Source organism: Comamonas sp. E6 (assembly GCF_001010305.1).
In the GTDB taxonomy this organism is placed as follows: Bacteria; Pseudomonadota; Gammaproteobacteria; order Burkholderiales; family Burkholderiaceae_C; genus Comamonas; species Comamonas thiooxydans.
Map to the genome: position 1 here is coordinate 140030 of NZ_BBXH01000015.1, position 21288 is coordinate 161317.

Here is a 21288-nt window from a genome sequence, read left to right on the forward strand (position 1 = left end):
TCCAGCCCTTTCTCTCTTACTTGACGGCGCGACCAAGGACCTGCAGATAGGCAATCACTGCCTCCATCTCCGTCTTGTCCTTGACCTCGGCCTGAGCACCGGCGATTTCCGCATCGGTGTACGGCACACCCACCTTGCGCAGCGCGCTCATGCGTGTTGCCACAGCCGTGTCATCCACCTTGTTGGCTTCCAGCCAGGGGTAAGCAGGCATATTGGACTCGGGCACCACGTCACGCGGGTTGTTCAGGTGGATGCGATGCCATTCGTCGCTGTACTTGCCACCCACGCGATGCAGGTCGGGGCCGGTACGCTTGGAGCCCCACTGAAAGGGGTGGTCGTAGACGAACTCGCCAGCCACCGAGTAGTGGCCGTAGCGCATGGTCTCGGCGCGGAAGGGACGGATCATCTGCGAGTGGCAGTTGTAGCAACCCTCGCGCAGATAGACGTCGCGCCCCATCAGCTGCAACGGCGTGTAGGGCTTGAGACCCGCCACGGCTTCGGTCGTGGACTTCTGGAAGAACAGCGGCACGATTTCCACCAGGCCGCCAATGGTCAACACGAACAGCGTCAGCGCGATCAGCAAAAAGTTGCTGGTCTCGATCTTCTCGTGCGAAAAGCTCTTGGGAGCTGCGTTATTTTGATCAGACATTGCTTTTGCTCCTCAATGCTCAGGCGTGAGCCACCACGGCAGGCACTGCCACCTTGACGGAACGGCCGGCCATTGCGGTCTTCCAGGTGTTCCATGCCATCACCAGCATGCCGCCCAGATACAGCAGACCGCCAGTCACGCGGATCACATAGAAGGGATAGGTCGCCTTCACGCTTTCCACGAAGGTGTAGGTCAGCGTGCCGTCGGGGTTGACGGCGCGCCACATCAGGCCCTGCATCACACCGGCAATCCACATTGCGGCGATGTACAGCACGATGCCGATGGTCGCCATCCAGAAGTGCAGCTCGATCGCGGGCACGGAGTGCATCTTCTCGCGGCCGAACAGACGAGGGATCAGGTAGTACAGAGAGCCCATGGTGATCAGACCCACCCAGCCCAGAGCGCCGGAGTGCACGTGGCCCACGGTCCAATCGGTGTAGTGGCTCAGCGCGTTCACGGTCTTGATGGCCATCATCGGGCCTTCGAAGGTGGACATGCCGTAGAACGACAGGGACACGATCAGGAAGCGCAGGATGGGATCGTCGCGCAGCTTGTGCCAGGCACCCGACAGCGTCATGATGCCGTTGATCATGCCGCCCCAGCTAGGAGCCAGCAGGATCAGCGAGAACACCATGCCCACGGACTGAGTCCAGTCAGGCAAAGCGGTGTAGTGCAGGTGGTGAGGACCCGCCCACATGTACGTGAAGATCAGCGCCCAGAAGTGCACGATCGACAGGCGATACGAATACACGGGACGGCCCGCCTGCTTAGGGATGAAGTAATACATCATGCCCAGGAAGCCGGCGGTCAGGAAGAAGCCCACGGCGTTATGCCCGTACCACCACTGAACCATCGCATCCTGCACGCCGGCGTAAGCCGAGTAGCTCTTCATCCAGCCGGCGGGGATGGAAATATTGTTGACGATGTGCAGCAGGGCCACGGCCAGAATGAAAGCACCGAAGAACCAGTTGGCCACATAGATGTGCTTGACCTTGCGGATGCCGATAGTGCCGAAGAACACGATGGCATAGGACACCCAGGTCACGGCAATCAGCAAGTCCAGAGGCCATTCCAGCTCGGCGTATTCCTTGCCCTGGGTGTAACCCAGAGGCAGGCTGATGGCCGCGCCGACGATAACCAGTTGCCAGGCCCAGAAGGTCAGGCTGGCCAGCTTGGGCATGAACAGCTTGGTCTGGCAGGTGCGTTGCACCACGTAGTAGCTGGTCGCGAACAGCGCCGAGCCACCAAAAGCGAAGATCACGGCATTGGTATGCAGCGGACGCAGACGTCCGTAGCTCAGCCATGGAATGCCGAAGTTGAGTTCCGGCCAGGCCAGCTGGGACGCGATAAACACGCCCACCGCCATACCTACCACCCCCCATACCACGGCCATGATAGAGAACTGTCTTACGACGGTGTCGTCGTAATAGACAGCATTGTTATTTGTTGCTTCCATCGGGCACCTCTTAGATATCTTGCAAAGTGTTCATTGGTTTCTGGTCGGGCTCGTTGAGCCACATCAATCGTCGCGAAGAATGCGCTCGCCTTCTTGTTCCACGCTCTCGAACTGGCCCCGGTACACGGCCCACCACAGGGCAGCCACAATGGCCATGACCAGAACAACCGACAGCGGAATCAATACATACAAAATGTCCATCAATGGCCTCCTTGAGTCAGTGGCATGACGGTGCCCCGCGGCGCAAGGTGCGCGGGGGCGGACGCGTTGCTATCTGCAGCCTGCAGCGGCAACGCACGTGCAAGACGGGCTGCGTTGGCGACGACCAGCAAGGAGCTCAGCGCCATGCCGAGCCCTGCCAGCCAGGCAGGCATCCAGCCCGCGAGGGCCAGAGGAATAGAGATCGCGTTATAGGCTGCTGCCCAGCCCAGGTTCTGGCGCACCACGGACAGGGTCCGTCGGGCCAGCAACAGGCTTTGCAACACTAACTCCAGGCTGTCTCCCAGTACCACGAAGTCTGCTTGCGATTGTGCCAGCGGCACTGCTTTACCAAAAGCAAAAGAGACATGCGCTCCGGCTAAAACTGGGCCGTCATTCAGGCCGTCGCCGACCATGGCAACCTTATGCCCTGCCGCCTGTGCCGCCTGCATGGCGGCCAGCTTGTCCTGCGGTTTGCAGTCGCCCTGCGCCTGCTCTATGCCCAGCTTGGCGGCCACAGTTTGCACCGCTGCAGAGCGGTCACCCGAGAGCAGTTGCACCGCCACACCTTGCTGCCTGAGGTCGGCAATGACCTGGGCCGCTTCGGGACGCACGTCCTCGCTCAGATGGAACTGCGCCAAGGGCAGCCAGCCACCTTTCGATTCCTCGGCCAGCATCACGCTCTGCCCTGGCTCATGCGGAGCCAACTCGGGCACGCCGCAATGCGCGGCCGAGCCCAGACGAAGATGGCGGCGCAAGGCGGTATTGCTGCGCGCCTGCACCCAGACATCGAGGCCGCTGCCAGCGATTTCCTGGACGGAATCCAGCAGCCATGCGCTGGCAGACAGTTCGGCCACCTCGGCAGCCTGCGCCAGTGCCTTGGAAGCGGGATGCATGGACTGGCGCGCCAGCAAGGCGGCCAGCGCCAGCAGCTCATCAGTGTTTTGACCTTCAGCAGGTGTCAGCGCGCGCAGCACCAGGCCGTCGCGCGTCAGCGTTCCGGTCTTGTCGAACACCAGCGTATCCACGGCGGCCAGCGCCTCCAGCCCCTGCAGATTGCGCACCAGCACGCCGCTGCGCGCCAGGGTGCCGGCCGCCGTCAGCATGGCCACGGGCGTGGCCAGCGAAAGCGCACAGGGACAGGTGACGATGAGCACGGCCACGGCCACCATCATGGCCTTGCCCGGGTCGGTGGGCCACCACCAGATGGCGGCGGCCAGCGCCGCCAGCAGCACCACAACGAGAAAAGGCCGGGCCACCTTGTCGGCCAACTGGGCCAGAGTTGGCTTTTGCAGCGAAGCGCTTTCCATCAGATTCACGATCTGCGCAAAGCGGGTGCCCTCACCCACGCTGTCCACTCTCACATCGACAACACTGTCCAGGTTGTAGCTGCCGGCGGTGACTGCATCGCCTTGTGCGCGCAAAACAGGCGTGGACTCGCCAGTCAGAAGCGCCTCATCGGCATGGGTGGTGCCGCGCAGAATCCGGCCGTCTGCGGGGAAAGCCTCGCCCGTGAGCACACGCACCACATCACCCACACGCAGGCGGCGCGTGGCCACACGCTCGAACTCTCCCGAGTCGGGCTGCTGACGCAGCACCGAATCCGGCAGCCGGTTCATCACGGCTTCCAATGCACCGGCCGTGCGGTCGCGCAGGCGCAGCTCCAGCCAGCGTCCTGTGAGCAGGAAGAAGACAAACATGGTCAGCGAGTCGAAGAAGACTTCCTGACCGAAGGGACCGGAGGGATCAAAAGTGCCCAGCATGCTGATGACAAAGGTGATCAACATACCCAGGGCCACGGGCAGGTCCATGCTCACGCGGCGCTGGGTGATGTCCTTGAGCGCGCTCTTGAAGAAGGGCCCGCAGCAAAACAGCACCACGGGCAGAGAAATCACCCAGGATGCCCAGCGCAGCAAGGTCTCCATCTCCAGCGACAGGTCGCCGGGCCGCGCCGTGTAGGCGGGCCATGCATACATCATCACCTGCATCATGCACAGGCCGGCCACCAGCCAGCGCCACAGGGCTCGGCGCGTCTCGGCCTGGCGCAGCTCGCGCGCAAATGCGTCGCGCGCGGGCAAGGCGCGATAGCCGGCACGCGATACGGCCTCCATCCATTGCGATGGAAGCACCTGGGCGGGACGCCACTCGACACGGGCTCGGCGCGTTGCGGCACTGACTTCGGCTGCCTGCACTCCGGGGACAGCCCGAAGCGCCTCCTCGATGGTCAGCGCACATGCAGCACAGTGCATGCCCTCCAGAACCACAAAGGAATCCCACACCGGGGACTCGGTTGCGTTCTCGGAGATTGGGGCCTTGGAGCTCTGGCCGGCGGGGCGACCAAACGAGCTCCATTCTTGCGGATCGTCCAGCAGATGACTGTGCATCTGGGACAAGTTCAGGAAACCGGTGTCAGCAACAGCATGCTCTGCCGCGGAAGGCTGGACAGTAGTGTGTTGGGACATGTTTCAAGCGTAACGACGCCAGATGATACCCACCTTGACATTAATCAACCGTTAACTGCCCAATCGACATATGCTTGTATTTACAACGCATGCAACCTAAGGAGAAAGCTATGTACAACCGCATTTTGATTGCTACCGACGGCACCGAACTCTCAGACAAGGCTGTGCATGCAGGCCTGGATCTGGCCGCTTTGTGCGGCGCCAGCGTGATTGCGCTCAAGGTTGTCTCGCACTATCCGCGCAGCTACCTGGAAGGCAGCGACTTGCTGGACATCAAGGAAGCCAAGCGCGTTGAGGAGCAATGGACCAATCAGGCCCAGACCCTGCTGAACGGCGTCAAAGCCTTTGGCCATGAGCGCAAGGTCAATGTCACCACCGAAATCGCCCACTCAGACCTGGTGGCCGAGTCGATTGTGGAGATGGCCAAAAAGCATGACTGCGACCTGATCGTCATGGCTTCGCACGGTCGCAAGGGTCTGCAGCGCCTGCTGCTGGGCAGCGAAACCCAGCATGTGCTGACGCACTCACCGGTGCCGGTGCTGGTGCTGCGCTGATCGGATCTCCCTGAGCCGCTTAGCGGCTTCCCTTGAGAGGATGGCATCTGTACTGGGGGACACCCCTGGCCGGGCGCCCCTTGCTTGGTTTACCCCTGATATCCAGTGACACAGGCCGCTCACGGGCCGCCGTTTCCCGCTCACAAATTAAAAGCAGCTTGCGTACAAGCTGCTTTATTTTTGGGTCGATTCAATGCTGAATCTGCCTTGCAAGCTGCGCAATCAGCTCACTTTTCAGGAGTCAAGTCAAAAGACAAGCGCCTGAAACGCAGCCAATAATGCAGCCAAAAACCAACGCCTGGCGTCCGCTTCGAACGGGTTCAGGAGAACTCCTGCTGATACTGGTCGCGCAGCAGCTTCTTCTGGACCTTGCCCATGGTGTTGCGCGGCAGGCTGTCCACCACATAGCAGCGCTTGGGCACCTTGAAATTGGCCAGCCTGGCTTTGAGCGACTCCAGAATCTTCAGCCCATCCAGTTGCGCGCCCTTGCGCGGCACGATGACGGCAACACCGACCTCGCCAAAGTCCGGGTGAGGCACGCCCACCAGGGCGCTTTCGTCCACGCCGGGAAGATCGTTGATGAAGCCCTCAACCTCGGCCGGATAGACGTTGTAGCCGCCCGAGATGATCAAGTCCTTGCTGCGCCCCACGATGCTGAAATAGCCGCGCTCGTCCTGCAGGCCCACATCGCCGGTCCTGAACCAGCCGTCGGCCGTGAACTCCTCTGCCGTCTTCTCGGGCATGCGCCAGTAGCCCTTGAAGACATTGGGACCCTGCACCTCGATATTGCCGATCTCGCCTGCGGGCAGGGCTTTGCCGTCATCGCCATGAATGCGCACGCCCACGCCAGGCAGGGGAAAGCCCACGGTTGCACCGCGGCGCTCGGCCTCGTTGCCATAGCGCACATCTGCCTGATAGGGGTTGGAGGTCAGCATGATGGTCTCGCTCATGCCATAGCGCTCCAGGATGGTGTGACCGGTACGCGTCTTCCAGGCACGGAAGGTCTCGATCAGCATGGGAGCCGATCCCGAGATGAACAGACGCATGTGCGCGGCCATGTCGCGGTCCAGCCTGGCATCGGCCAGCATGCGCACATAAAGGGTTGGTACCCCCATGAAGACGGTCGCATCCTTGAAGCGCGCCATGACGGCCTCGGGCTCGAAGCGGGCAAACCAGATCATGGGACTGCCGTTGAGCAGCGCCCCGTGAATGGCGACAAACAGGCCATGCACATGGAAGATGGGCAGCGCGTGAATCAGCACATCGCCTTCCTGCCAGCCCCAGTACACCTTGAGCATGGCCGCATTGCTCAGCAGATTGCCGTGGCTGAGCATGGCGCCCTTGCTGCGTCCCGTGGTGCCGCTGGTGTAGAGAATCGCCGCCAGATCGTCGGCGCGACGTGGCACGACCTGATGCTCGTCGCTGTGGTGGGCCGCTCGCTCCAGCAAGCTGCCCGTGCGATCGGTGCCGAGGGTGTAGACATGGCCCACGCCGTGGTTGAAGGCAATCTTGGACACCCAGCCAAAACAGCCGGGGGCGCACACCACCACGGCCGGCTCGGCATTGGTGATGAAGTACTCCATCTCGGCGCTCTGGTAGGCGGTGTTCAGCGGCAGGAACACATGGCCGCTGCGCAGCGTGGCCAGGTAGAGCATCATGGCTTCGACCGACTTTTCCACCTGCACCGCAATGCGGCTGCCCTCGGGCAGATCCAGCGAGGCCAGCAGATTGGCCATGCGTGCACTGCCCTGCTCCAGATCGGCCCAGGTGTAGTAGAGGCTGGAGCCATCGGGCTCGATGGCCTCCACGGCGATTTTCGTCAGATCCGCAGGAAACGCAGCGCGCAGCGCGCTGAAAAGATTGGCTTGAGGCATGTCGGTCATCGTGATGCTGTCGAACTCGGAAACGGTGAAAGCAAAAGGTCCATGGCCATCATAGGCCCGGCCCTGGCCTGGCCGGTGGCGCCAGGCACTGAAAAAATCACTTCTTCAAAATGGGGCGCCAGCAAAGGGCGCCCCGCAAGGCAGCCAGCTGGCTCAGGAGTCAATCTTCACATTCGCCGCCTTGACCACATGGGCCCAGCGCTGGATCTCGCTTTGCACCATGGCGGCAAACTGCGGCTGGCTCAGCTGGCCGTAATCGGCGCCGTTCTTGGCCCAGGCAGCCTTGATGTCCTCGGCGGCTCCGATCTTGCGCACCTCGTCCAGCATCTGCTGCTGCACGGCGGCAGGCGTGCCCTTGGGGGCCCATAGCCCATACCAGGTGGTGACGGTGAAGTCCGGCAGGCCGCACTCGGCCGCGCTGGGCACATCGGGGAAGGCGGGATTGCGCTTGGCGCCCGCCACCATCAAGGCCTTGATGCGGCCGCCCTTGATATGCTGGGCCGATGAGCCCAGGCCATCGAACAGCATGTCCACATTGCCGGCAATCAGGTCCTGCAGCGCCGGCCCTGCGCCCTTGTAGGGGATATGGGTGATCTGGGTCTTGGTCTGCAGCTTGAACAGCTCGCCCGCCAGATGGTGCGAGGAGCCCGGCCCTGCCGAGGCATAGTTGTACTTGCCGGGGTTGGCACGCAGGTCCTGTACAAGAGCCTGCAAGCTGGCATGCGTCACCTTCTTGGGATTGACCACCACGACTTGCGGCACGCTGGCCAGCAGCGCCAGCGGGATGAAGTCGCGCTCCAGATCGTATTCGAGCTTGGGGTAGACCGATGGCGCAATCACATGGTGAGTGCCGCCCATGAAGAAGTTGTAGCCGTCGGGTACGGCCTTGGCCGCAATGCTGGCGCCCAGCGTACCGCCCGCGCCACCGCGGTTGTCTATCACCAAGGTCTTGCCCGAGGTCTTGGCGAACTGGGCAGAAAAAGGCCTGGCAAAGGTGTCGGTGCCGCCGCCGGCAGGAAAAGGCACGATCAGATTGACAGGCCTGCTCGGCCATTCCGATGCCTGGGCCATGCCCGTCCAGCCCGATGCTCCAGCCGCCAGCAGCGCCCCCGTCGCCCCCAGCAGCGTGCGCCGCTGCAAACCCACGCTCTTTTCCCAAGAATCCTGCATCTATGTCTCCTCTGCGCGCCTGGTCAGCAGCATCGCCGCAGCCAGACTTGTGGTTGGAAGACGCAGCAGCAACAAGCCGGCTCAGGCCGGGCGCAGCGCGAGTCGCGATGCACTCAACCCTTGCACAGCGATTCGATCTCCGAGGAAACGGGAATCTTGCTCTGCGCCAACAGGCTGCGGTGCTTGTCCAGGCGCTTGAGGTCATACAGATAGTTGACCATCAGCCCCATGGATTGCTTGAGTCCCTTGGACGACAGGTCTGCCGCCCAGTTCAGGCGCTCCACGCGCGCACCGTTGCCAAGGTGAAAGCGTGCCACGGCATCCAGCGGACGACCCTTGGCAGTTTCCCGACCCAGATAGCGCGCGGCGCAAAACATGGCGGCCTGACGCACCACCGATTTCTCCGGCAGCGAGCCCGGATCGTCCAGCGCGGCCAGCAATTGCGCGGCACTCACTCCGCCGGCGACTTTTTCCAGGGCTGCCTTTTGCTTGTCGTCGAGCTCCGCCAGCGCCGCATCGCCGTTCTTGCTCAGCCAGCTGCGCAGTCCCGGAATCGGCGACAGCGTGGCGAACTGCTTGAGCTTGGGAAACTCCTCGGTGAGCGTCTCCACCACATGCTTGATCAGCGAATCGCCGAAGCTCACGCCCTTGAGTCCGGTCTGGGTGTTGCTGATGGAATAGAAGATGGCGGTGTTGGCCTTGGCCAGATCGGCTGCCGCTGCGGCCTCGTCCAGCAGCGGAGCCATGCTGCCGGCCATCTTGTCCAGCAGTGCCACCTCCACAAAGATCAGCGGCACATTGGGCATGCGCGGGTGAAAGAACCCATAGCAGCGGCGGTCGCTGTCGAGGCGATTCTTCAGATCGGCCCAGCTGCGAATATCGTGCACTGCCTCGTACTTGATCAGCTTTTCGAGCAGCGATGCGGGCGAGTCCCAGTTCAGGCTTCTGAGCTCCAGCAAGGCCACATCGAACCAGCTGGAAAACAGATGCTCCAGCTCGGCGTCCAGCGCCACATAGTGCTGCTCCGCCTTGGGCAAGGCCAGCAACTCGGCGCGCATGTCGACCAGAAAGCCCATGCCGCCCTTGGGCTGGGCAAAACGCTGCAGCAGCCGCGTGCGCGACGAAACCAGGGCGCGGCGCAGGCTCATCTCGGCCTCGCCGCGTTCCACATCGCTGCCCGCCTTGTCGTAGCGCTCGCGGGCCGCCTGCAGCGCCTTGGCATCGGGGCCGAACTTTTCGATCGCCAGCAGCCAGAAGTCCTTGCGTGCGGCCAGATCGGCCTTGGCATACCAATCCATCAGCAGCTGCGCGTGACGGCCGCCCTCCACGTCGCTGAGCGCGGTATCCGCCACCTGCTGCATGTCCAGCAGCAAGCGGCGCAGCTCGCGCGGCGACAGCGCCTCCTCCCCACGACGCAAGGTGGCCTCCAGGCGTTGCGCCAGCGGGCGATGCTGGGCGTCGCCCTTCTCGCCCTCGGCACCGCGCACCCACAGCTTGGTTTGCTCAATCCACTCGGCTGCCCACCCCATATGCATCTCCTTGTTCCAGCACCATCATGCTCTCATTGAAGAAGCAGATACCGCAATTGCAGTAACGCTTTCAGCCATTATGTGCAGTTTTTCAGCCTCGTACACCACACCATGAAAAACGCAGACCGAAGTCTGCGTTTTTCAGGATTTGGCCTTCAGGCCGTAGTCCGCTGAACCGCGTAGGCCTGGCGCTTGCCACACCACACCCACATGAGCACACCGGCCACGATCATGGGAATGCACAGCCACTGCCCCATGCTCATGCCCAGCGAGAGAATGCCCAGGAAGTCGTCGGGCTCGCGGAAGTACTCTGCGATGAAGCGGAAGGCCCCATAGCCGATCAGAAAAACCGCCGCGACCTGGCCGGGCTTGCGCTCCTTGCGCGCGTAAAGCCACAGGATGATGAACAGCAGCAGCCCTTCCATCAGGAACTGATAGATCTGCGAGGGATGACGCGGCAGCATGGAGCCGCTTTGCGGGAACACCATGGCCCAGGGCAGATCCGCACTCGCAAAACGCCCCCAGAGCTCGCCGTTGATGAAGTTGCCGATGCGGCCCGCAGCCAGCCCTGTGGGCACGCAGGGCGCCACAAAATCCGCGACTTCCAGCCAGTTGCGCTTGCGCGAGCGCGCAAACCAGATCATGGAGCCGATGACGCCCAGCAGGCCGCCGTGAAAGCTCATGCCGCCCTGCCAGACGGCAAGAATCTCCAGCGGATGCGAGAGGTAGTAACCGGGCTTGTAGAACAGGCAGTAGCCGATGCGCCCGCCCACGACCACGCCCAGCACGCCAAGGAAGAGAATGTCCTCCACATCCTTGCGCGCCCAGGCACGATCGCCCGTCATGTATTTGAATGGAGGGTGGTGCAGTCGGCGCGTGCCCAGAAACAGGAACAGACCAAAGGCCACCAGATAGGTAATGCCATACCAGTGCACGGCCAGCGGGCCAATCTGCACGGCTACAGGATCAATGTGCGGATACATCAGCATGTCAGGCATTGTGCCGCAGGCCGATGACGTTTCTGCAAAACTGCATGCTCCGAGAACGCTGCAGAGCCTCATTCACCGGCTCAAAGCCCCCCTGATGCGAAAAACCTCGACCTGGCATCCTGTTGCATCCGGCGCCAGCGGCGCTCTTTCAAGCGTCAATGCGGCTTGTCCACCGCCAGGCCCTGCTCGCGCACGGTCTGGCGCACGACCTTGGCGGTCTCATCCATCATGGTGCTCAATCGCTGCGGTGTGCCGCCCAATACATTCACGCCCATGGCCTGCAACCGCTCCTGCACGGCAGGATCCTGCAAGGCCGCGTTGGCAGCGCCGTTGAGCCTGGTCACGACGGCCTGCGGTGTTCCTGCCGGAGCAACGATGCCGAACCAGGTGATGGCCAGATCGTTGAGCGCAGGGTGGCCCAACTCCCTGAACGTGGGCACCTGCGGCAGGGCCGGCAAGCGCTCCTGCGCGGCCACGGCGAACGGAACCAGGCGGCCCGCAGCCACATGCGGAGCCGACGAAGGGTATTGATCGCTGAGCACCTGGGTCTCGCCCGACAGCGCGCCGCTAATCACCGGCCCCTGCCCCTTGTAGGGAATGTGGTGCAGCTTGAGCTTGAGATCGGCATTGAGGCGCTCGGCAATCAAATGCCCGATGGAGCCGATTCCGGCCGATCCGATATTGAACTGACCCGGCTTGCTGCGCGCAAGAGTGAGGAACTGAGCGTAGTTCTGCACACCCATATTGGGATGCACGGAGAACACCGACGGAATGGACGCCAGTGCAACCACCGGCACAAAGGCCTTGGCAGGATCTATGCGTGCCGACTGCGGCAGCATGACGGGATTGACCACCAGCGTGCTGATGGTGCCCAGGCCTATGGTGTAGCCGTCAGGCACCGCATTTGCCACGGCCTCGGCCCCGATGAAGCCGCTGGCGCCGGACCGGTTGTCGACCACCACGGGCTGACCCAGCGTCGTGTGCATGGCATCGGCAACCAGGCGCGCCACGATATCGGTGGAGCCTCCGGGCGTGAAAGGGACCACCAGACGCACGGGACGCTGCGGGTAACGCCCTTCTGCAGCCTGCGCCGTCAATGCCCCCAGCAAGGCCAGCAGCCCTGCTGTCTTCAACAAGAAGGAGGGGCGAACAGCGAAAGACATGGAGATCACTTTCTGGCAAGACAATAAAAACAGCCGCGCGACTTGCATCGAGCGGCTGTGGGATTGTCCGTCAGCAGGCAAAGTCCGCGCTGACGAAATGACGAAACAAACGTAACTTAATCGTCGAGCAGCGACAGATCGCGCACGGCGCCGGTATCGGCGCTAGTCACCAGCTTGGCATAGGCCTTGAGGGCCGCTGAGATCTTGCGGGGACGGGCCTGGGCAGGCTTCCAGCCCTTGGCATTCTGCGCTTCACGGCGGCGGGCCAGCTCTTCGTCGCTGACCAGCATATTGATGCTGCGGTTGGGAATGTCGATGCGGATGATGTCGCCGTTCTGCACCAGGCCAATCGCGCCGCCGGCTGCCGCTTCGGGAGAGCAGTGACCGATGGACAGGCCGGAGGTGCCGCCCGAGAAGCGGCCGTCCGTCAGCAGCGCACAGGCCTTGCCCAGGCCCTTGGATTTGATGTAGCTGGTGGGGTAGAGCATTTCCTGCATGCCGGGGCCGCCCTTGGGGCCTTCGTAGCGCACGATGACCACATCGCCTGCCTTGACCTTGTCGGCCAGGATGTTGGCCACGGCCTCGTCCTGCGACTCGACCACATGGGCCGGGCCTTCGAAGACCAGGATCGACTCGTCCACGCCTGCGGACTTCACCACGCAGCCGTCCAGCGCGATGTTGCCGCGCAGCACGGCCAGGCCGCCTTCCTTGCTGAACGCGTGCTCGTAGCTGCGGATGCAGCCTTCGGCACGATCCAGGTCCAGGCTGGGCCAGCGGGTGTTCTGGCTGAACGCCACCTGCGTGGGAATGCCGGCCGGGCCGGCCATGTAGAAGTGGCGCACGGCCTCGTCCTGCGTGCGCATGATGTCCCACTGCTCCAGCGCATCCTTCATGGTCTTGGCATGCACCGTAGGCACATCGGTGTGCAGCTTGCCGGCGCGGTCCAGCTCGCCCAGGATGGCCATGATGCCGCCAGCGCGGTGCACGTCTTCGATGTGGTACTTGGGCGTGTTGGGTGCCACCTTGCACAGCTGAGGCACGACGCGCGAGAGGCGGTCGATGTCGGCCATGGTGAAATCGATACCCGCTTCCTGGGCGATGGCCAGCAGGTGCAGGATGGTATTGGTGGAGCCGCCCATGGCGATGTCCAGCGTGATGCAGTTCTCGAAGGCCTTGAAGCCCACGGAGCGCGGCAGCACGCTGTCGTTGTCGTTCTCGTAGTAGTCGCGGGCCAGCTCGACGATGCGGCGACCGGCGCGCAGGAACAGCTCTTCGCGGTCGGCATGCGTGGCCACCACGGTGCCATTGCCGGGCAGGGACAGGCCCAGCGCTTCGGTCAGGCAGTTCATCGAATTGGCGGTGAACATGCCCGAGCAGGAGCCGCAGGTCGGGCAGGCGGAGCGCTCCACCTCGGCCACTTCGGCGTCGGAATAGCGCTGATCGGCCGCGATCACCATGGCGTCCACCAGGTCCAGCTTCTTGAACTCGATGGTCTTGGTTTCGGGGTTGGCCAGCTTGGTCTTGCCGGCTTCCATGGGGCCGCCGGAAACAAAGATCACCGGAATGTTCAGGCGCATCGCAGCCATCAGCATGCCGGGGGTGATCTTGTCGCAGTTGGAGATGCACACCAGCGCATCGGCGCAATGGGCATTGACCATGTACTCGACCGAGTCCGCGATCAGGTCGCGGCTGGGCAGCGAATACAGCATGCCGTCATGGCCCATGGCGATGCCATCGTCCACGGCGATGGTGTTGAACTCCTTGGCCACGCCGCCGGCCTTTTCGATCTCGCGCGCGACCAGTTGCCCCAGATCCTTCAGATGCACATGGCCGGGCACGAACTGGGTGAAGGAGTTGGCAATCGCAATGATGGGCTTGTCGAAATCGCCATCTTTCATGCCGGTGGCACGCCACAGGGCGCGCGCACCGGCCATGTTGCGGCCGCCAGTGGAGGTTTTGGAACGGTATGCGGGCATGGGGTTCGCTATAAGACGTTATCGGGAAATGATTCTTTGGATTATGGCCCAGCACTGCAAGGCAGCGATGCCTAGCCCATGGCGGGCTGTCAGGCAAAACAATCACAAGACATCGTCAATCACGATGCCTGATTCACTGCTCAACGACGTCGCTGGCCCGGTGCCATGGCCTGCTTCTGACGTTCGATACGCTCTTTCTTGCGCTGGTCCATCTTCTCCATGGCCTTGCGCTTGGTATAGCCCGAAGCATCGGCCCAGGCCCACCAGGCGGCAGCCGCGCCATAAACGCCCAGAATAGGCCACCAGCTCCAGCCTGCGACAGGCCCGATCTGAGCCAGCTTGAGCAGCGACAACACGATCGCCAAACCTAACAGATACATACATCCCCTTTTTTGTTGATTTTCCAGAACACAGAGTGCACTGGAGAGTACACAAGCCAAGCACTACAATGCGCTAAAAGATCAACTTTAACCCCGCACCCTGGGAACTCATGATGAAGCAATTTCTGATCGCTTTCGCCCTTTCCGCCGCTGCCGTGGCCCCTGCCATGGCCGATCAGGCCCTGGCACAGTCCAAGAACTGCATGGCCTGCCACGCTGTTGACAAGAAGCTGGTTGGTCCTGCATTCAAGGATGTGGCCGCCAAGTATGCAGGCCAGAAGGACGCAGCCGACAAGCTGGCTGCCAAGGTCATCAAGGGCGGCTCCGGCGTGTGGGGCCCCGTGCCCATGCCCGCCAATCCCCAGGTGAACGACGCCGATGCCAAGAAGCTGGTGGCCTGGATTCTGGCGCAGAAGTAAATCGACTGCCTCTCAACGGCGCGAGACGGGGCCGTTATCAAAAACCGCATGGCTCCCATGCGGTTTTTTGTTTCTGAAGCTACCGCGACTCAGCGGATCGCCCTGCTCTTCCATCTGCCCACCGGCACCAGGATTCCAGACTTTGCTCCACACCCGTGAGGTCAGCATCTGCAACACTTGACTGCAGCAGCTCGGCCCGTGGCTCGCTTCGCGACGAATCAATACCGCAGCCGTTGCAATGCTGACTGTCAGGCAGCAGCGTGCAATCAAAAAGGCCCCGAAGGGCCTTTTTGATTCACAGCCTAAGCCAGTGAATTACGCATCACGCGAAGCACGCTTGCGATCGTGTTCCTTCAGGTGACGCTTGCGCACGCGCAGGCTGGTGGGGGTGATTTCCAGCAGCTCGTCCTCTTCGATGAATTCCACGCCGTACTCCAGCGACAGCTCGATGGGAGGCGTGATCTTGATCGCGTCTTCCTTGCCGGAAACACGGAAGTTGGTCAGCTGCTTGGTACGTGTGGCGTTCACCACCAGATCGTTGTCGCGGCTGTGGATGCCGATGATCATGCCTTCGTACACGGGGTCGCCGGCCTTCACGAACATGCGGCCACGGTCGTCCAGCTTGCCCAGGGCGTAGGTGAAGATTTCACCGTCGTCCATGGAGATCAGCACGCCGTTCTTGCGGCCGCCGATGTCGCCCTTATGGGGTTCGTAGCTGTCGAAGATGTTGGCGATCAGGCCGGAACCACGTGTCAGGTTCAGGAATTCGTTGGTGAAACCGATCAGGCCACGGGCAGGGATACGGTATTCCAGACGGACGCGACCGCGGCCATCGGGTTCCATGTTCACCAGCTCGCCCTTGCGCTCGCCCAGTGCCTGCATCACGCCGCCCTGATGGCCTTCTTCGATGTCGGCAGTCACCAGCTCGATAGGCTCGTGCTTTTCGCCGTCGATCATCTGCATCACGACGCGAGGCTTGGACACGGCCAGCTCGTAGCCTTCGCGGCGCATTTCTTCCAGCAAGATGGTCAGGTGCAGTTCGCCGCGGCCGGAGACTTCAAAGATACCGTCTTCGTCGGTTTCCTTGACGCGCAGAGCCACGTTGGAGCGCAGTTCCTTTTGCAGACGGTCCCAGATCTGGCGGCTGGTCACGAACTTTCCTTCACGACCTGCCAGGGGCGAGGTGTTCACGCAGAAGTTCATGGTCAGGGTGGGCTCGTCAATCTTCAGCATGGGCAGAGGCTGGGGATTGGCGGGGTCGGTGACGGTCTCGCCGATACCGATGTTTTCGATACCGCTGATCAGCACGATCTCGGAAGGACCGGCTTCGGTGGCCTGCACGCGGTCCAGACCCTGGAAGGTATGCACCTGGTTGATCTTGCCGCTGTAGCTCTTGCCGTCAGGACCGGCCATCACGGCCACTTGCTGACCGGGCTTGAGCGTGCCCTGGGTGATGCGGCCCACGCCGATACGACCCACGAAGGTGGAGTAATCCAGAGCAGAAACCTGCAGCTGCAGGGGAGCGCTGGCATCGCCTTGCACGGAAGGCACGTGATCCAGGATGGTGTCGAACAGGGCGGACATGTCCTCACCCCACTTGGCACCGGGCTCGCCCTCTTCCTTGGACGACCAGCCGTTGATGCCGGAGGCGTAGACCACGGGGAAGTCCAGCTGCTCGTCGGTGGCGCCCAGCTTGTCGAACAGGTCGAAAGCGGCGTTGATCACCTTGTCGGGGTTGGCGCCGGGCTTGTCCACCTTGTTCACCACCACGATGGGGCGCAGGCCCAGGGCCAGAGCCTTCTTGGTCACGAAGCGCGTCTGGGGCATGGGACCTTCCTGCGCATCGATCAGCAGCACCACGCCGTCGACCATGGACAGGGCACGTTCCACTTCGCCGCCGAAGTCCGCGTGACCGGGCGTGTCGAGAATGTTGATGTGGGTGTCCTTCCAGGACACGGCACAGTTCTTGGCCAGAATGGTGATGCCGCGCTCACGTTCGATGGCATGGTTGTCCATCACGGTGTCGACGACTTTTTCGTGCTCGGCAAAAGTGCCGGACTGGCGCAGCAGCTGGTCCACCATGGTGGTCTTACCGTGGTCAACGTGCGCGATGATCGCAATGTTGCGGATTTGTTTGCTCATAATGTTTCCAAAATGCCGCTTGCTTGTGGACGCGGCGTTCCTTCCAAAATTTGTTGAATTTCTAGCGGACTGAGCAGGCGCTCGGGAATCAATTCCCCGCTCGCCACACGGCCTACCCCTAAAAGGGCATGCGGGCGCTCACCATACACCGCCACGGCCGGGGCATCCGCCCAAGACCCTCGACGGCGCAAGCCTGATAGAAAGCGTCCTGCATCCTGTTCACCCAAGGTGACGACGGCATGACGATGCAGCAGGGTATCGACAGGCTGGACCTGCGCGATGCGCTCTTCATCGTTCATGGCTTCCAGCGCCTGCAGCGTCACGCAACGCGACACTTCAAGACCGCCGGTTTCCACACGGCGCAGAAAACGCAAATGGGCGCCACAGCCCAAGGCCTCGCCCACGTCTTCGCCCAATGTGCGGATGTAAGTGCCCTTGCTGCAGGTCACTCTCATCTTGACAGCCGGATGCCCCTGATCGTCCTGCACCAGAGTCAGATCCAATGCATGAATGGTGACATCGCGTGCGGGGCGCTCCACTTCCACGCCCGCACGGGCATATTCATAGAGTGCCTTGCCGTCCTTCTTCAGCGCACTGTGCATGGGCGGCACCTGCTTGATGTCGCCTGTGAACTGGGCCTGCACCTGCGCCAGGCGCTCGGGCGTGATGGCTGCCAGATCGACGGCACGCTCCAGCACCACATCGCCCTCGGCATCGGCCGTGGTCGTGGTCTGGCCCAGGCGGGCAATGGCTTCGTAGGTTTTCTCGGCTTCGAGCTGAAGCTGACTGAATTTGGTGGCAGCGCCGAAACACAGCGGCAGCACGCCACTGGCCAGCGGATCAAGCGTGCCTGTATGCCCGGCCTTTTCGGCGCGCAGCAGCCACTTGACCTTCTGCAAGATATCGTTGCTGGACCAGCCCAGCGGTTTATCGAGCAGCAACACCCCATGCACAGGGCGCCGCTGCACCCGGGTGCGAGGGGCGTTCATGTGCTTATTCCTGTTCGGGTCCGCGCGACGCCACAGCCTTGGCGATCAAGGCGTTCATGTCGGCAGCGCGCTCTGTAGTGCGGTCGTAGACGAAATGCAGCGTGGGCACGGTATGAATGTGCAGACGCTTGAACAGGCCGTTGCGCAGAAAGCCTGCGGCCTGATTGAGTGCTGCCAGCGTCACTTCGGGATCGCCGACGAGCACGCTGAAGAACACCTTGGCGTGGGCATAGTCAGGAGTCACCTCCACGCCTTGCAGCGTGACCATGCCGACGCGCGGGTCCTTCAACTCGCGGGCGATCAGCTCCGACAGATCACGCTGGATCTGGTCGGAAACTTTGAAGCTGCGGTTGGGAGCAGCAGATTTGCGTTTGGTTGCCATGAATAAAAAAGGAGCTATTTGCGCTTGCTGTACAAGGATCTCAAGGTGTTTTCAACCTCAAACCCTTGCAGAGCAGGCGCTAGCAGCTATTGCTTTTACAGCGTACGAGCGATTTCCTTGATCTCGAAGACTTCCAGCACGTCGCCTTCCTTGATGTCGTTGTAATTGCGCAGCTTGATACCGCACTCGAAGCCTTCCTTGACTTCCTTGACATCGTCCTTCATGCGGCGCAGCGACTCGATCTCGCCCGTGTAGATGACCACGTTGTCGCGCAGCAGACGGAAGTGTGCGTTGCGGGTGACGTGACCTTGCGTGATGTACGAGCCGGCAATGGTGCCGATCTTCGTCGCCACGAACACGGTACGGATCTCGGCCATACCGATGATCTCTTCGCGCTTCTCGGGAGCCAGCATGCCCGACATCGCAGCCTTCACCTCATCCACGGCGTCGTAGATGATGTTGTAGTAGCGAACGTCGACATCGTTGCCTTCAGCGGTCTTGCGGGCCTGAGCATCCGCACGCACGTTGAAGCCGATGATGATGGCCTTGGAAGCCAGCGCCAGGTTGACGTCGGACTCGGAGATACCGCCCACGCCGGAGTACACCAGCTGAACCTTGATCTCGTCGGTGGACAGCTTGAGCAGCGAGGCTGCCAGAGCTTCCTGCGAGCCTTGCATGTCGGCCTTGATGATGATGGGCAGGGTCTGCACATCGCCAGCGGACATTTCGGCGAACATGTTTTCCAGCTTCGCAGCCTGCTGCTTGGCCAGCTTGGTGTTGCGGAACTTGCCGGCGCGGTAGGTTGCGATTTCACGGGCACGACGCTCGTCGCTCAGCACCATGAAGTCGTCACCCGCCTGGGGCACTTCGTTCAGACCCTGGATCTCGACAGGGATGGAAGGACCGGCTTCCTTGGTCTGCTTGCCGTCTTCGTCGAGCATGGCTCGCACGCGACCATAGGTCTGGCCAGCCAGCACCACATCGCCGACCTTCAGCGTACCGGACTGCACCAGCACCGTAGCCACGGTACCGCGACCCTTGTCCAGCTGGGCTTCGATCACGATACCCTTGGCAGCGGCGTCCACGGGCGCCTTGAGTTCCAGCACTTCGGCCTGCAGCAGCACTTGCTCCAGCAGCTCGTCGATGCCCTGACCGGTCTTGGAGGACACGGCCACGAAGGGAGAGTCACCGCCGTATTCTTCGGGTAGCACCTCTTCCACGACCAGCTCCTGCTTGACGCGATCGGGGTTGGCTTCGGGCTTGTCGGCCTTGGTGATGGCCACCACGATGGGAACACCAGCCGCCTTGGCGTGCTTGATGGCTTCCTTGGTCTGGGGCATGACGCCGTCGTCGGCAGCAGCCACCAGAATCACGATGTCGGTGGACTTGGCACCGCGAGCACGCATGGCCGTGAAGGCCTCGTGACCGGGGGTGTCCAGGAAGGTGATGATGCCGCGAGGCGTCTTCACATGGTAGGCACCGATGTGCTGAGTGATGCCGCCGGCTTCGCCCGACGCCACCTTGGTGCGACGGATGTAGTCCAGCAGCGAGGTCTTGCCGTGGTCCACGTGACCCATGACGGTCACCACGGGAGCGCGCGGCAGTTGCTCGGCTTCGGAGTTGGAGACTTCCTCGGCGGTAAAGGCCTCGGGATCGTCCAGCGCTGCCACCTTGGCGGTGTGGCCCATTTCTTCCACCACGATCATGGCGGTGTCCTGGTCCAGCGGCTGATTGATGGTGACCATCTGGCCCATCTTCATCAGAACCTTGATGACCTCGGATGCCTTGATGGCCATCTTGTGAGCCAGTTCGGCCACGGTGATGGTCTCGGGCACCGAAATCTCCAGCTGACGGAACTCGGGAGCCTGCTGCTGTTGCTGCTCGTGACGATCATTGCCACGACGGCCGCCCTTGGGACCACCGCGCCAGTTGGAACGGCCAGCCACGCCGCCGGAGCTGTCGCCACGGGTCTTGATTTCCTTCTTCTTGCCGGCGTCGTTGGACCAGCTCGAAGACAGCTTGGCGGACTTGACTTCCTTGCCTGGACGGGCGCCGCCGCCGGCATTGGCCGCGCCAGCGCTGCCTGCAGGCTTGTTGCCATCCTTGGCGGCAACAGGCTTCTTGGCATCCGCAGCGACCGGAGCAGCTTTCTTGGGCTCCTCGGGCTTCTTGGCGACCAGCACCTTCTTGGGCGCAGCCATCATGGCGCGGATGGCTTCCGCTTCGGCCAGGGCCTTGCGGCGGCGCTCATCCAGATCCTTGGCGCGGCTGGCTTCTTCAGCAGCCTTGGCCTGGGATTCGGCTTCCGCCTTGGCGCGTGCCTCGGCCTGGGCCGCAGCACGTGCGGCAGCGCCTGCTGCGTGCTCGCGCTTTTCTTCTTCCTTTGCCGCCTTGGCTTCAGCCACCTTGGCGACTTCCGCGGCTGCATAGGCTGCAGCACGTTCCTCGGCTTCGCGCTCGCGGCGCTCGCGCTCTTCGCGCTCTTGACGTTCCTTGGCCAATTGTTCTTCCTGATGGCTCAACAGCTCGGCCTCGCGGCGAGCATCTTCTTCACGGCGTACCAGCTCTTGACTAGCGGCACGCTCCTGCACAGCCTTAGCCATGCTTTCCGCATTGGCCTGAGCCTCGGCGGGAGTGTCTTCCCGCTTCACGAAAGTGCGCTTCTTGCGCACTTCCACCTGAATCGTACGGGCACGGCCCGATGAATCCGCCTGCTTGATTTCGCTGGTGGACTTCTTGGTCAGCGTGATCTTCTTGGCACCGCTGCCATGGCTTGCCTGCAGGTGAGACAGCAAGCGCTGCTTGTCACCTTCGGTCAGCGCGTCAGCCGCATTGGCCTTGTCAACCCCGGCGGCCTTGAGCTGCTGCAGCAAGGTATCAGGGGTCGTGTTGCGCTCTTTCGCAAATTCTGCAACCGTATTACTCGACATAAATGCTCTGTACCTCC

General features: G+C 62.1%; 17 protein-coding genes. 2 read left to right on the forward strand and 15 right to left on the reverse strand.

Going from position 1 to position 21288, the window contains the following annotated elements; all coding sequences use genetic code 11:
* Positions 1 to 16: 16 nt before the first annotated feature.
* The 4 genes from ccoO to CSE6_RS14510 all read right to left on the reverse strand — a co-directional run bounded on the left by ccoO (position 17) and on the right by CSE6_RS14510 (position 4687).
* On the reverse strand, positions 17 to 649 hold the full coding sequence (ccoO, locus tag CSE6_RS14495; RefSeq protein ID WP_003063130.1) for a cytochrome-c oxidase, cbb3-type subunit II: 633 nt from the start codon (positions 647 to 649) through the stop codon (positions 17 to 19).
* 19 nt (positions 650 to 668) lie between these two features.
* Positions 669 to 2105 carry a cytochrome-c oxidase, cbb3-type subunit I gene (gene ccoN / locus CSE6_RS14500; protein WP_034351806.1) on the reverse strand — a complete coding sequence of 479 codons (1437 nt, stop codon included), beginning with the start codon at positions 2103 to 2105 and terminating at the stop codon, positions 669 to 671.
* Between the two features lie 63 nt (positions 2106 to 2168).
* Positions 2169 to 2306, reverse strand: a complete 138-nt coding sequence (gene ccoS, locus CSE6_RS14505) for a cbb3-type cytochrome oxidase assembly protein CcoS (RefSeq protein ID WP_003056328.1) — start codon at positions 2304 to 2306, stop codon at positions 2169 to 2171.
* Entirely contained in the window at positions 2306 to 4687 is a 2382-nt protein-coding gene (locus tag CSE6_RS14510) for a cation-translocating P-type ATPase (RefSeq protein WP_059440829.1), read from the reverse strand. The genes ccoS and CSE6_RS14510 overlap by 1 nt, the downstream gene beginning before the upstream one ends.
* 188 nt (positions 4688 to 4875) lie before the next feature.
* On the opposite strand from CSE6_RS14510, the gene CSE6_RS14515 reads away from it, so the two are divergent.
* Positions 4876 to 5319, forward strand: a complete 444-nt coding sequence (locus CSE6_RS14515; RefSeq protein WP_003080460.1) for a universal stress protein — start codon at positions 4876 to 4878, stop codon at positions 5317 to 5319.
* Between the two features lie 320 nt (positions 5320 to 5639).
* Here CSE6_RS14515 and CSE6_RS14520 read toward each other — a convergent pair whose 3' ends face one another.
* The 7 genes from CSE6_RS14520 to CSE6_RS14550 form a co-directional block, all read right to left on the reverse strand.
* Positions 5640 to 7193, reverse strand: a complete 1554-nt coding sequence (locus CSE6_RS14520) for a malonyl-CoA synthase (protein WP_059440830.1) — start codon at positions 7191 to 7193, stop codon at positions 5640 to 5642.
* Between the two features lie 162 nt (positions 7194 to 7355).
* The gene (locus CSE6_RS14525) at positions 7356 to 8372 is read right to left on the reverse strand and encodes a tripartite tricarboxylate transporter substrate binding protein (RefSeq protein WP_034351804.1); all 1017 of its coding nucleotides are present in this window, start codon (positions 8370 to 8372) and stop codon (positions 7356 to 7358) included.
* 113 nt (positions 8373 to 8485) lie between these two features.
* Positions 8486 to 9901 (reverse strand): malonyl-CoA decarboxylase, encoded by a 1416-nt coding sequence (locus tag CSE6_RS14530; RefSeq protein WP_034351853.1) that lies wholly within the window; start codon positions 9899 to 9901, stop codon positions 8486 to 8488.
* 155 nt (positions 9902 to 10056) lie between these two features.
* Positions 10057 to 10899 carry a prolipoprotein diacylglyceryl transferase gene (gene lgt, locus CSE6_RS14535; protein WP_059440812.1) on the reverse strand — a complete coding sequence of 281 codons (843 nt, stop codon included), beginning with the start codon at positions 10897 to 10899 and terminating at the stop codon, positions 10057 to 10059.
* 146 nt (positions 10900 to 11045) lie between these two features.
* Complete coding sequence (locus CSE6_RS14540; protein ID WP_059440813.1) at positions 11046 to 12053, reverse strand: tripartite tricarboxylate transporter substrate binding protein; 1008 nt, start codon at positions 12051 to 12053, stop codon at positions 11046 to 11048.
* Between the two features lie 116 nt (positions 12054 to 12169).
* Positions 12170 to 14029, reverse strand: a complete 1860-nt coding sequence (gene ilvD, locus CSE6_RS14545; RefSeq protein WP_003063146.1) for a dihydroxy-acid dehydratase — start codon at positions 14027 to 14029, stop codon at positions 12170 to 12172.
* A 140-nt stretch (positions 14030 to 14169) separates the two neighbouring features.
* A complete protein-coding gene (locus CSE6_RS14550) occupies positions 14170 to 14409 on the reverse strand; it encodes a TIGR04438 family Trp-rich protein (protein WP_003063147.1) in 240 nt (79 codons plus the stop codon).
* A 113-nt stretch (positions 14410 to 14522) separates the two neighbouring features.
* Between CSE6_RS14550 and CSE6_RS14555 the strand changes: the two genes are divergently transcribed.
* Entirely contained in the window at positions 14523 to 14828 is a 306-nt protein-coding gene (locus CSE6_RS14555; protein ID WP_034350048.1) for a c-type cytochrome, read from the forward strand.
* 315 nt (positions 14829 to 15143) lie between these two features.
* On the opposite strand, the gene typA is transcribed toward CSE6_RS14555, so the two are convergent.
* From typA to infB, 4 genes are all read right to left on the reverse strand, one after another.
* A complete protein-coding gene (gene typA, locus CSE6_RS14560) occupies positions 15144 to 16970 on the reverse strand; it encodes a translational GTPase TypA (RefSeq protein WP_034351801.1) in 1827 nt (608 codons plus the stop codon).
* Positions 16967 to 17959, reverse strand: coding sequence for a tRNA pseudouridine(55) synthase TruB (gene truB / locus CSE6_RS14565; RefSeq protein ID WP_003080481.1), 993 nt, complete (start codon positions 17957 to 17959; stop codon positions 16967 to 16969). Before truB ends, typA begins: the two co-directional genes overlap by 4 nt.
* A gap of 4 nt (positions 17960 to 17963) precedes the next feature.
* Positions 17964 to 18341, reverse strand: coding sequence for a 30S ribosome-binding factor RbfA (gene rbfA, locus CSE6_RS14570; RefSeq protein ID WP_003056352.1), 378 nt, complete (start codon positions 18339 to 18341; stop codon positions 17964 to 17966).
* 95 nt (positions 18342 to 18436) lie between these two features.
* Positions 18437 to 21271, reverse strand: a complete 2835-nt coding sequence (gene infB, locus CSE6_RS14575; protein WP_012837914.1) for a translation initiation factor IF-2 — start codon at positions 21269 to 21271, stop codon at positions 18437 to 18439.
* Positions 21272 to 21288: the final 17 nt, after the last annotated feature.